Annotated in this window: 4 protein-coding genes; 2 read left to right on the top strand and 2 right to left on the bottom strand. The window is 64.2% G+C overall.

The features are described 5' to 3' along the window. The first annotated feature begins 123 nt into the window (after positions 1-123). A complete protein-coding gene (gene ispC, locus GIW02_RS00065; protein WP_236418165.1) occupies positions 124-1,305 on the top strand; it encodes a 1-deoxy-D-xylulose-5-phosphate reductoisomerase in 1,182 nt (393 codons plus the stop codon). 8 nt (positions 1,306-1,313) lie between these two features. Here ispC and GIW02_RS00060 read toward each other — a convergent pair whose 3' ends face one another. After that, entirely contained in the window at positions 1,314-1,679 is a 366-nt protein-coding gene (locus tag GIW02_RS00060) for a type II toxin-antitoxin system HicB family antitoxin (RefSeq protein WP_236418166.1), read from the bottom strand. Continuing rightward, the gene (locus GIW02_RS00055) at positions 1,676-1,927 is read right to left on the bottom strand and encodes a type II toxin-antitoxin system HicA family toxin (RefSeq protein WP_236418167.1); all 252 of its coding nucleotides are present in this window, start codon (positions 1,925-1,927) and stop codon (positions 1,676-1,678) included. Before GIW02_RS00055 ends, GIW02_RS00060 begins: the two co-directional genes overlap by 4 nt. Positions 1,928-2,136: 209 nt before the next feature. Here GIW02_RS00055 and GIW02_RS00050 point away from each other — a divergent pair, with 209 nt between their 5' ends. Next, positions 2,137-13,137, top strand: a complete 11,001-nt coding sequence (locus GIW02_RS00050; RefSeq protein ID WP_236421747.1) for a non-ribosomal peptide synthetase — start codon at positions 2,137-2,139, stop codon at positions 13,135-13,137.

The raw sequence follows: 13,137 nt of genomic DNA, 5'->3' as shown, positions 1-13,137 counted from the left end.
GTTTTGATATACGCGATGATTGCGCTGAATAATGGGAAGCTCTATCGCTAATGGTTATATTGTCATACGGGTCCAGGCGCCTAGGCTTGTATCTGTCAGTTATTAATTATGGATGGCAAGACTATGATGCAACGCCTGCTCGTTCTCGGTTCAACCGGGTCGGTCGGCGACAGTGTTCTAGATGTAGTCGCGCGTCACCCTGAGGCATTTATGGTGCACGGCCTTACCGCCCATCGGCGTATGGACAAGCTGTACCAGCAATGCCTGCGATTTCGGCCCGCGATAGCGGTGGTCAGTGAGCCGCAACATGCCATCGAATTACAGGCGCATCTGCTGGCGGCTGGCGTGCCCACGGAGGTGCTGTGTGGCAACGATGCGTTGTGCGCAGCTGCGCGGGAGTCGCAGGTCGACACCGTGGTGGCGGCGATTGTCGGCGCGGCGGGGTTGTTGCCGACCTTGAGCGCTGCGCGGGCCGGCAAGAAAATCCTCCTGGCCAACAAAGAGGCGTTAGTCGTCTCGGGTGCATTGTTCATTGAAACCGCTGCCAGGGCAGGCGCTGTGGTGATCCCGCTGGACAGTGAACACAACGCGATCTTCCAATGCTTGCAGGGGTGCCATGGCACGCTTGACGGTGTTGAGCGGCTGGTGCTGACGGCGTCAGGCGGGCCATTCAGAGATTGGCCATTGGACTGCCTGGCTGACGCCACGCCTGAGCAAGCCTGCGCCCACCCCAACTGGTCCATGGGGCGCAAGATCTCTGTGGACTGCGCGACCATGATGAACAAGGGCCTGGAAATCATCGAAGCCCATTGGTTGTTCAACCTGCCTGCCGAGCGCATCGAAGCCCTGATTCATCCGCAAAGCGTGGTGCATTCCATGGTGGTGTTTCGTGATCAATCGGTGATGGCGCAACTGGGCAACCCCGACATGCGCATGCCGGTGGCGCATGCCCTGGCGTATCCGCAACGCATTGAGTCGGGCGTGGCCCCACTGGACCTGACCCGCTATGCCGGGCTGACCTTTGAACACCCCGACGTGGCGCGTTTTCCCTGCCTTGGCCTGGCGTTACAGGTCTTGGCTGACGGCGCCCGGGCCAGTGCGGCCATGAATGCCGCCAACGAGGTGGCGGTCGAGGCGTTCCTGGGCCGGCGTATTCGATTTACCCAGATTTGTGAGGTGGTCGAACAGACGTTGCAACATATCGACCTGTCCAACGCTGTCGACCTTGAAGCGATCCTCGGCCTGGACCGCCAGGCGCGGCGATTGGCGCGCGAGCATGTGCGCCACTGTGTGTCGAGCGCCTAGGTTCGGCTTCAGCCAGCGGCTGGGCAAACATCGGCGCTGTGATGTTGCAGAAACTCATTCAACGCTTGGCGCGTCAGGTCATTGAGTGTCACTTTCTTGCGGGTTGCCGCCAGGGCCGCAGCCAGATGCAGGTCGTGGCCGACGCGCACATTGAAGGAGCCTTTGCAGGGTTTTTCCGGTGTTTGCCCCAGCGCCTGGCAGGTAGTGAGGTAGTCGTCCACCGCCTCACGAAACGCTGCGTCCAGCTCGGCGACGGTTTTCCCTTCGTAGCTGACCAACGCCTTGATAAACAGGATTTTGCCAAACAGACAGTTGTCTTCAACGCTGGCTTCGATAGAGCCGATGTAGCCTTTGTGTTTCAGTTGGTTGTTCACTGAATCAGTTCTCCTGATTTCAATTGTTCGATGATCTGGCGCCGAATGTAGTGTTTCAGTTCGTTGCCGGGGTGGGGCCTGTGCAGCGTGATCATTGCACTGGGGTCACCGATGTCGAATTTGACGCGGCTTCCTGTCCCCTCGATCTGTGTGTAGCCCAGCCGACTCAAGAGTGTGACGAGCTCTGGCCAGGTAAATGCCATTTGCTCATTGAGCAGTTTGGCGAGCAGCTTTTCATTTTTGGACACGGCGTTCCCTGCGTGCGACTAAATGTAGTTGCAAAAAGTGGTGTTCGTCAATGCTAGCTGGTGTTCCGTTGGTCTGGCCGAGATTGATGTAACCCTTGATGACGCGCCGCTTCATGCCTTTATCCCCGCGCTAATTTTTCCCCGTCCGGTTCGTTTTATAGGGACGACGTGCCTTTGTGCTTCCTGCCTATTGCTCCGGACTCCAAGAAATGAATGCTCAAGACTCCTTGAAACTTGCTCGCCGGTTTATCGGGTTGCCCCTGGAAAAACGCCAGCTGTTCCTGCAGGCCTTGCAGAAAGAAGGGGTGGATTTTTCGCGGTTTCCGATTCCGGCCGGGGTGGAGGCTGAGGACCGCTTTGCGTTGTCCTACGCGCAGCAACGCATGTGGTTTCTGTGGCAATTGGACCCGGCCAGCGGCGCCTACAACCTGCCGGGCGCGGTACGCCTCAAGGGCACGCTGAGCCTGAGCGCGATGCAACAGGCATTCGAAAGCCTTGTGGCCAGGCACGAAACCCTGCGCACGCTGTTCCAGCGTCAGGCCGATGAGCGCCTTGTGCTGGTTGCCGCGCAGCCGTCAGTGGCCATCGAACAGCTCGACCTGAGCGACCTGGCCCCCGCCGCGCGCGAACAGGCGGTCAATGACGCGGCTACCCGCCAGTCGCTGCTGCCCTTCGATCTGGCGCAAGGCCCGTTGCTGCGTGTGCAATTGCTCAAGCTCGACGCACAGGAACATGTGCTGCTGCTGACCCTGCACCACATCGTCTCCGATGGCTGGTCGATGAACGTACTGATCGACGAGTTCATCCGCTTTTACGACGCCCATGAGCGCCACGAGGCGCCGCAATTGCCGGACTTGCCGATTCAGTACAGCGACTTCGCCCTGTGGCAGCGCCGTTGGCTGGAGGCGGGCGAACAGGCACGTCAGCTGGAATACTGGCAAGCGCGCCTGAGCGATGAGCACCCGGTACTGGAGCTGCCGACCGATCACCCACGCCCGGCCATGCCCAGCTACCAGGGCACGCGTCACAATTTTGCGGTTGATGCAGGCCTGGCCGCGCAACTGCGTAGCTGCGCGCAAAAACACAACGTCACGTTATTCATGCTGTTGCTCGGCGCGTTCAACGTGCTGCTGCATCGCTACACTGGCCAGGGCGATATCCGCGTCGGCGTGCCCATCGCCAATCGCAACCGTACCGAGGTCGAAGGGCTGATCGGCTTCTTCGTCAACACCCAGGTCCTGCGCACCGAACTCACCGGGCAGACTCGCGTCAGTGAGTTGCTGCAAGGCATCAAGGAACACGCGTTGGGCGCGCAGGCCCATCAGGAGTTGCCGTTCGAGCGCCTGGTGGAAGCCCTCAAGGTCGAGCGTAGCCTGAGCCATACGCCGCTGTTCCAAGTGATGTACAACCACCAGCCGGTGGTGTCCGACATCGCCTCGATCACGACCGCCTCTGGCCTGGAGCTGGCCCTGGTGGAGTGGCAGGGCCGTACTACCCAGTTCGACCTGACCCTCGACACCTATGAAAAATCCGGCACTCTGCACGCGGCGTTGACCTACGCCAACGACCTGTTCGACGCGTCGACCATCGCGCGCATGGCCCGCCACTGGATCAGCCTGTTGCAGGCGATGGTTGCCGATGGCGAGCAGCGCATCGGTGAATTGCCGATGCTCAGCGCCGATGAGCAACAGGTGCTGGTGCAGGCCTGGAACCAGACGGCGCAGGCCTATCCGACCGAGCGCGGCATTCACCACCTTATCGAAGACCAGGTGCACGCCACGCCCGAAGCGCCGGCGCTGGTGTTCGGCGCAACCACCTTGAGCTACGCCCAGCTCGACGCCCGCGCCAACCAACTGGCCCATGCGTTACGCGAACAAGGGGTTGGCCCCGATGTGCTGGTGGGGGTCTGCGTTGAGCGCTCCATCGAGATGGTGGTCGGCCTGCTGGCGATTCTCAAGGCCGGCGGCGCCTACGTTCCCCTCGACCCCGAATACCCGCAGGAACGCCTGGCCTACATGATCGAAGACAGCGGCATCCAGCTGCTGCTCAGCCAGCACAGCCTGTTGCCGTTGCTGCCCGTGGACGGTATTCGGGTGATTGCCCTTGACTCGTCTTCGCAGTGGCTGGACGGCTTCAGTACCGCGTCGCCCAACGTGGCTGTCGACGCGCTGAACCTGGCCTATGTGATCTACACCTCGGGCTCCACCGGCAAGCCCAAGGGCGCCGGCAACAGCCATCGCGCCCTGGTCAACCGCCTGTGCTGGATGCAGCAGGCCTACGGTCTGGACGGCGGCGATGCGGTGCTGCAGAAAACCCCGTTCAGCTTTGACGTATCGGTCTGGGAGTTCTTCTGGCCGCTGATGACCGGCGCGCGCCTGGTGGTTGCGGCGCCTGGCGAGCACCGCGAGCCGGCACGCTTGATCGAGACTATCGGCCGCCACGCCATCACCACGTTGCACTTCGTGCCGTCGATGCTGCAGGCGTTTATCCATGAGCCGGGCGTGCAGGCGTGCGCCAGCCTCAAGCGCATCGTCTGCAGTGGCGAAGCCCTGCCGCTGGACGCGCAGATCCAGGTGTTCACCAAATTGCCGCAGGCCGGTTTGTTCAACCTCTACGGCCCCACCGAAGCGGCAATCGACGTGACCCATTGGACCTGTGTCGACGAAGGCCGCGACGCCGTGCCCATCGGCCGCCCGATTGCCAACCTCGGCACCTTTGTGCTCGACGCCCAACTCAACCCGGTACCTGCCGGCGTTTCCGGCGAGCTGTACCTGGGCGGCATCGGCCTGGCCCGCAGTTACCACCGTCGCGCGGCATTGACCGCCGAACGCTTTGTGCCCAGCCCGTTTGGCGACGGCGCGCGGCTGTACCGTACCGGCGACCGTGTGCGCCAGCGTGCCGATGGGGTTATCGACTACCTCGGTCGCCTCGATCATCAGGTCAAGCTGCGCGGCTTGCGCATCGAGTTGGGCGAAATCGAGACGCGCCTGATGCAACACCCCGGCGTGCGTGAGGCCGTGGTGCTGGTGCAGGGCGGCAAGCAACTGGTCGCGTACCTGGTGCTGGAAGGCGCAGCGCCCACCGACCTCAAGGCCTGGCTGCTCAGCAGCCTGCCGGAATACATGGTACCGAGCCATATGGTGCACCTGGCAAAGTTGCCGGTCACCGCCAACGGCAAGCTCGACCGCAAGGCCTTGCCACTGCCGAATGCCGCGCCGCAACAGGCGTATATCGCGCCGCAAAACCCGTTGCAAAAAGCCTTGGCAGCGGTCTGGAGCGACGTGCTGGGCGTTGAGCAGGTCGGCCTTGACGATAACTTCTTCGAACTGGGTGGCGATTCGATCATCTCCATCCAGGTGGTCAGCCGCGCGCGCCAGGCCGGGGTTCGCCTCAGCCCGCGCGACCTGTTCCAGTACCAGAGTGTGCGCAGCCTGGCGTTGGTGGCTACCTTCGAGCAGGCGATGGTCATCGACCAAGGGGCGGTCACCGGCGACGTCATCCTGACCCCGGTGCAACAGACCTTTTTCGCCGAGGCGATCCCGGCGCGTCAGCATTGGAACCAGTCGTTGCTGCTGACTCCGCGCGCGGCGTTGGAGCCTGCGCGCCTTGAGGCGGCCCTGACCCAACTGGTCAACCATCACGATGCCCTGCGCCTGCGGTTTGTGCAGCAGGCCGACGGTTGGCAGCAAACCCATGCCGCGCAGGTCAGCGCGGCGGCGCTGTGGCAGTCGCGTGCCGCCAACGACACTGAACTGGCCGCGCGGTGTGACGAAGCCCAGCGCAGCCTCGACCTTGAACATGGCCCGCTGCTGCGCGCCGCATTGGTCAGCATGGCTGACGGTTCTCAGCGCCTGTTGCTGGTAATCCATCACCTGGTGGTGGATGGCGTGTCCTGGCGCATCCTGCTCGAAGACCTGCAGCAGGCTTACGGCGGTGCCGCGTTGCCGGCCAAGACCAGCGCCTATCAGGCTTGGGCGCAGCAGTTGCAGGCGCATGCCCTGACCCTCGACGGCCAGCTGCCGTACTGGCAGGCGCAATCTGTGGATGCAGACTTGCCCTGCGACCGCCCCGAGGGCGGCCTGCAAAACCGCCTGGGCAGCAAACTTGAAATCCGCCTCGACGGCGAGCGCACCCGCCAGCTGTTGCAGGATGCCCCGGCGGCCTACCGCACGCAGGTCAACGACCTGCTGCTGACCGCCCTGGCGCGAGTGATCCGCCGCTGGAGCGGTCAGCCCGCCGCGCTGATCCAGCTGGAAGGCCATGGCCGTGAAGACCTGTTCGACAACGTCGACCTGAGCCGCACCGTCGGCTGGTTTACCAGCCTGTTCCCGCTGCGCCTGCAGGCCGATGGCGACTTGTCGAGTGCAATCAAGTCGGTCAAGGAGCAGCTGCGCGCCGTGCCCGACAAAGGCATCGGCTACGGTCTGCTGCGCCACCTGGGCACACCGGCGGCCCGTGACGGCTTGGCCAACCTCGCCACGCCGCGTATCACCTTCAATTACCTCGGCCAGTTCGACCGCCAGTTCAATGAGTCGGCATTGTTTGTGCCGGCCACCCAAGGCAGCGGCCAGGCCCAGGACCCCGAGGCGCCGTTGGCCAACTGGCTGACCGTGGAAGGGCAGGTGTATGGCGGCGAGCTGGCGCTGCAATGGGGCTTCAGCCGCGAGATGTTCGAGGCCTCGACCATTCAAGGCCTGGCGGATGACTACGTCGGCGAACTGCAGGCGTTGATCGCGCATTGCATCGACCCGCAACACGGTGGCCTGACACCGGCCGACGTCAGCCTCGCGCAGCTGACCCAAGCGCAACTGGACGACCTGGCGCTGCCCGCGCGGGATGTACAGGATGTGTACCCGTTGTCGCCGATGCAGCAGGGCATGTTGTTCCACAGCCTCTATCAGCAGGGTGAGGACGACGTCTACGTCAGCCAGTTGCGCGCCGATGTGCAGGGGGTCGACGTGGCGCAATTCCAGCGCGCCTGGGCCCAGGTGCTGGCGCGCCATGACATGCTGCGCACCGGTTTTGTCTGGCAGGACGATCAGGGCCAGGCCCTGCAGGTGGTGCATCGTCAGGTCAGTTTACCGTTCGATGAGTTTGACTTTCGCGAGCGCCAAGACCTCGCGGCGGCGCTCGACAGCCTGGCCGCCGAGCACCATCGCCAGGGCTTCGAATTGGCGCGCCCGCCGCTGCTGCGGGTCGCGCTGGTGCGTATCAGCGACGAGCGTTGGCATTTGATCTACACCAGCCATCACATCTTGATGGACGGCTGGAGCAATGCCCTGGTCCTCAATGAAGTGCTGCAAGCCTGCAAAGGCCAGCCACTGCCGCCAGCCGGTGCAGCGTTTTCCCAGCACATCGCTTGGCTGCAACAGCAGGACCCGGCGCTGGGCGAGGCCTTCTGGCGTCAGCGCCTGGCGCAGTTGGACGAGCCGACCCACCTGGCGCGCAGTGTGGCCAAGACCGCGTCGCACAGCGGCGAGGCGTATGCACAGATTCTTTGCGAGCTGGATGAAACCCAGACGAGGCAGTTGGCTGCCTTCGCTCGCGCCCATCAAGTGACCCTCAATACCCTGGTGCAATCGGCGTGGATGTTGCTGCTGCAACGCTACACCGGCCAGGCCAGCGTTGCCTGCGGCGTCACGGTGTCAGGGCGGCCGGCGCAGTTGGCGAATGTCGAGCAACAAGTTGGCCTGTTCATCAACACCTTGCCCTTGATCGCCACGGCGAACCCGGCGCACAGCGTCGGCGACTGGGTGCGCAGCGTCCAGGCCCTGAACGTGGAAATGCGTGAGCACGAGCACACGCCGCTGTTCGATATCCAGCGCTGGGCCGGTTCGGCTGGGGAGGCGCTGTTCGACACCCTGGTGGTGTTCGAAAACTTCCCGGTCGCCAAGACCCTGGAGCAGCCCGGCGAGGGTGGCCTGCGCTTCAGCGGCGTCAGCCATCAGGAACGCACCAACTACCCGCTGACCCTGACCGTGCACGGCGGCGAGCACTTGAGCCTGCACCTGGAATACCAGTGTGCCGACTTCGCCCACGACGCCGTACAGAATATTGCCGCGTACCTGCTGGGCCTGTTGCAGCGGTTTGTCGAAGCGCCTGAGCAAGCCTTGGGCGACGTGCCTTTGCTGCTGGCCGACGAACACCAGCGCGTGCTGCAGGACTGGAACCCGCGCGATGTCGCCACCCCGGCACAGGCCAGCGTGCTGCAGCGCTTTGAGCGTCAGGCGGCGGAGCACCCGGAGAATGTCGCCCTGATCCTCGATCAGCAGCGCCTGAGCTATGCCCAATTGAACCTGCGCGCCAACCGCCTGGCCCATCGCTTGATCGAGCAGGGCGTGGGCGCCGATACCTTGGTGGGCGTGGCGGTGGATCGCTCCCTGGAAATGATCGTGGGCCTGTTGGCGGTGCTCAAGGCCGGTGGCGCCTACGTGCCGCTGGACCCCAAATACCCGGCCGAGCGCCTGCAATGCATGATCGAGGACAGCGGCCTGCACCTGCTGCTGACCCGGCAGCCATTGCTGCAACAACTGCCGATCACCGACCCCCTGCACCTGATCTGCCTGGAAGACGGCCCCGACTGGCTGGCCGAGTACAGCGGGAACAACCCGGCGCCACGCGCGTGGCCTGCCAACCTGGCCTACGTGATGTTCACGTCCGGCTCCACCGGCCGGCCAAAAGGCGTGGGCATCGACCTGGCGTCCCTGGCGCGGCACGTGGAAGTGTTCAGCGAGCTGTTCGCGTTGCAGCCCGATGATCGCGTGCTGCAATTTGGCACCTTCAACTTCGACGGTTTCGTCGAGCAGCTGTACCCGGCCCTGTGCTGCGGGGCAGCCGTGGTGGTGCGGGGCGGCGACCTGTGGGACAGCGACACGTTCTACCAGCAATTGCTCGCTCACGACATTTCCGTGGTCGACCTCACCACCGCCTATTGGCTGTTATTGGTGCGCGACTTTGCCGAGCTGGGCCCGCGCGACTACGGGCGCCTGCGCCAACTGCACATCGGCGGCGAAGCCATGCCACCCGAAGGCCTGAGCGCCTGGCGTGACGCGGGCCTGCAGCATGTCCGCCTGCTCAACACCTACGGTCCTACCGAGGCTACGGTGACTGCGACTGCCCTGGAGTGCGCCGCGTACGTCGACGGCCGCGAAGCCTTGCCGACCATGATGCCGATTGGCCGGGTGCTGGACGGCCGCGCCATCTACCTGCTGGACGCCAATCTCAACCCGGTGCCGGTCGGCGTTGCGGGCGAACTGGTGATCGGCGGGCCGCTGCTGGCGCGGGGTTATTTCAACCGTCCCGAGTTGACGGCGGAGCGCTTCATTCCTGACCCGTTCAGCACCAGCGGCGCGGGCCGCCTGTACCGTACCGGTGACCTGGCGCGCTATCGCGCTGACGGCATGATCGAGTACGTGGGCCGTATCGACCACCAGGTCAAGGTCCGTGGTTTCCGTATCGAGCTGGGCGAAATCGAAACGCACCTGCTGGCTCAGGCCGGTGTGCGCGAGGCGCTGGTGATTGCCGCCGACAGCCAACTGGTGGGCTACGTCGTGGCGAGCCAGCCACTGTCCGACACCCAGCAAAACGAATTGCGCACACGCCTCAAGACCGCACTGCGCGCAGAGCTGCCGGACTACATGGTGCCGGCGCACCTGCTGCTGTTGGACCACATGCCGCTGAGCCCCAATGGCAAGCTGAACCGTGGCGCACTGCCCAAACCCGATGCCAGCCAACCCCTGGCCGATTGGCGCGCGCCCGTCACCGAGCTGGAGCAACGTGTGGCGGCGATCTGGGCCCAGGTACTGGGCGCCGAGCGCGTGGGGCTCGACGATCACTTCTTCGAAATGGGCGGGCATTCGTTGCTCGCCACGCAGTTGGTGTCCCGCGTTCGCCATGGCCTTGGGGTGCAAGTCAGCCTCAAGGTGCTGTTCGAACACCCGCGGCTGGCCGATTTTGTCCTGGCGCTGGGCACCGAGCGTGATTCGACGCCGGCGCTGGTGAAAGTCGACCGTGCGCAGCCGCTCCTGTTGTCCTACGCCCAGGAACGTCAGTGGTTCCTCTGGCAGCTGGACCCGCACAGCGCGGCCTACCATGTGCCGAGCGCACTGCGCCTTAAAGGCTCGTTGGACCCGCGCGCACTGCAACGCGCCTTTGACACGTTGGTGGCGCGCCACGAAAGCCTGCGCACTCATTTGCAGCAAGAGGGCGAGCGCACGGTGCAGGTGATCAACCCACAGGGTCGGATCGAACTCACCGCGGCCGATACTGACGAGGGCGGTTTGCAGGCCCGGGTCGAAGCCCTGATCACCCAGCCGTTTGATTTGCGCAGTGGGCCGCTGATGCGCGTCAGCCTGCTGCGGTTGGCCGAGGATGAACACGTGCTGGTGCTGGTGCAGCACCACATCGTCTCCGATGGCTGGTCGATGCAGGTCATGGTCGACGAGCTGGTCCAGCTCTATGCCGCCTACAGCCAGGGCCACACCCTGCAATTGCCGGACCTGGCGATCCAGTACGTCGACTACGCCCTGTGGCAGCGGGGCTGGATGGAGGCGGGTGAAAAGGCGCGGCAACTGGGTTACTGGCGTGACCTGCTGGGCGGTGAGCAACCGGTGCTCGAGCTGCCATTCGATCGCCAGCGCCCGGCGGTGCCGACGCATCGCGGTGCGCGCCTGGAGGTGCCGTTGGCGGCGCCATTGCTGGCGGACCTCAAGACGCTCGCCCAGCGTGAGGGCGTGACGTTGTTCATGCTGTTGCTGGCGTCTTATCAGGTGTTGTTGCACCGCTACAGCGGCCAGCAAGATATCCGGGTCGGCGTGCCAATCGCCAACCGCAACCGGATCGAAACCGAACGCCTGATCGGCTTTTTCGTCAACACCCAGGTGCTCAAGGCTGATATTGACGGCCACACCACCGTGCACGCGTTGCTGGCCCAGGTGAAACAGCGCGCGCTGCAAGCCCAGGCTCATCAGGACCTGCCGTTCGAACAGCTGGTGGAGGCCTTGCAGCCCGAGCGCAGCCTGAGCCTGAGCCCGTTGTTCCAGGTCGCGTTCAACCACCATGTCAGCCTGGCAGGTGGGCATCTACGCTGCCTGGAGCACTTGCAGCTCAGCCCGGTCGGCTGGGATGAGACGGTCGCGCAGTTCGACCTGACCCTCGATATCGAGGAGTCTCAGGACCAATTACGCGCGTCACTGAGTTACGCCACCGACCTGTTCGACGCCGCAACCATCGCGCGCATGGCACGGCACTGGCAGAACCTGTTGCAGGCCATGGTTGCCGACCAGCAGCAGCTTGTCAGCCAACTGAACCTGCTGGACGCCGATGAGCAACAGCACATCCTGCAACTGTGGAATCAAACCGACGCCGGCTTCAGCGCCCAGCGCCTGGTGCACGAACGGGTGGCCGACCGCGCGCAGGAAAACCCGCAGGCGGTGGCGGTTAAATTCGATGCCCAGACCCTGACCTACGGCGAGCTGGACCGCCAGGCCAACCGCCTGGCCCATGCCTTGATCGCACGTGGCATCGGCCCCGAAGTGCGCGTGGCCATCGCCATGCCGCGCAGTGCCGAAAGCCTGGTGGCGTTCCTTGCGGTGCTCAAGGCGGGCGGCGTCTACGTGCCGCTGGACATCGAATACCCACGTGATCGTCTGCTGTACATGATGCAGGACAGCCGCGCACAACTGCTGCTGACCCACACCCACGCGTTGCAACAACTGCCGATCCCGCAAGGCATGCAGATGCTGGCCATCGACCGCCGCGAGGAATGGGCGGATCACAGCGATGCCGCGCCGCATATCGAACTGCACGGCGACAACCTCGCCTACGTGATCTACACCTCCGGCTCCACCGGCATGCCCAAGGGCGTCGCGGTGTCCCATGGACCTTTGGTGGCGCACATCATCGCCACCGGCGAGCGCTACGAGACGTCCCCAAGCGACTGCGAACTGCACTTCATGTCGTTCGCCTTCGACGGCTCCCACGAAGGCTGGATGCACCCGCTGATCAACGGCGCCAGCGTGCTGATCCGCGACGACAGCCTGTGGCTGCCCGAGTACACCTACGCGCAGATGCATCGCCACAACGTGACGATGGCGGTGTTCCCGCCGGTGTACCTGCAGCAGTTGGCCGAGCATGCCGAGCGCGACGGTAACCCGCCGGCGGTGCGCGTGTACTGCTTTGGTGGCGACGCGGTTGCGCAAGCCAGCTATGACCTGGCCTGGCGCGCGCTGAAACCGACCTACCTGTTCAACGGTTATGGGCCGACCGAAACCGTGGTCACGCCACTGCTGTGGAAGGCCCGCCGTGGCGACCCGTGCGGCGCCGTCTACGCCCCCATCGGCACCTTGCTGGGCAACCGCAGCGGCTATGTGCTGGATGCGCAGCTGAACCTGCAACCGATTGGCGTGGCCGGTGAGTTGTACCTGGGCGGCGAGGGCGTGGCGCGGGGTTACCTGGAGCGCCCAGCACTGACCGCCGAACGCTTTGTGCCGGACCCGTTCGGCAAGCCTGGCAGCCGCGTGTATCGCAGCGGCGACCTGACCCGTGGCCGTGCGGATGGCGTGGTGGACTACCTCGGTCGTGTCGACCATCAGGTGAAGATCCGCGGTTTCCGCATCGAGCTGGGTGAAATCGAAGCGCGCCTGCGCGAGCAGGACAGCGTCGGTGAAACCGTGGTGGTCGCGCAGGACGGCCCGACCGGCAAGCAACTGGTGGCCTACGTCGTTCCGGCGGATGCCGGCCTGGCCGACGAAACCGCGTTCCGCGACACCCTGAAACGCGCCCTCAAGACCGGCTTGCCGGACTACATGGTGCCGGCCCACTTCGTGTTCCTGGCGCAGATGCCGCTGACCCCCAACGGCAAGCTCGACCGCAAGGGCCTGCCCGCACCGGATGCGAGCCTGATGCAACAGGCTTATGTGGCCCCTGAAACCGAGCTGGAGCAGCAGATCGCTGCGATCTGGGCCGAGGTGCTGCGCCTGCCGCAGGTGGGGCTGAACGACAACTTCTTCGAAGTCGGCGGCCACTCCCTGCTGGCGATCCAGATCACCTCCAGGGTCCAGTCCGAACTGGGCCTGGAAGTCCCGCTGGTGGAAGTATTCCAGACCGAAACGCTGCGCGCCTATGTCCAGGCCGCTGCCACCTTCCGCGCGGGCACTGCGGAAGATTTTGATGACCTTCGTGACTTTTTGAGCGAACTAGAGGCGATTTGA

This window comes from Pseudomonas syringae (assembly GCF_021606685.1).
In the GTDB taxonomy this organism is placed as follows: domain Bacteria; phylum Pseudomonadota; class Gammaproteobacteria; order Pseudomonadales; family Pseudomonadaceae; genus Aquipseudomonas; species Aquipseudomonas syringae_R.
This window is presented reverse-complemented; position numbering and strand designations above follow the sequence as displayed.

Excerpts from the sequence above, each read along its gene's own strand:
- ispC (WP_236418165.1), top strand. The coding sequence starts at position 124 with ATGATGCAACGCCTGCTCGTTCTCGGTTCAACCGGGTCGGTCGGCGAC.
- GIW02_RS00050 (WP_236421747.1), top strand. The coding sequence starts at position 2,137 with ATGAATGCTCAAGACTCCTTGAAACTTGCTCGCCGGTTTATCGGGTTG.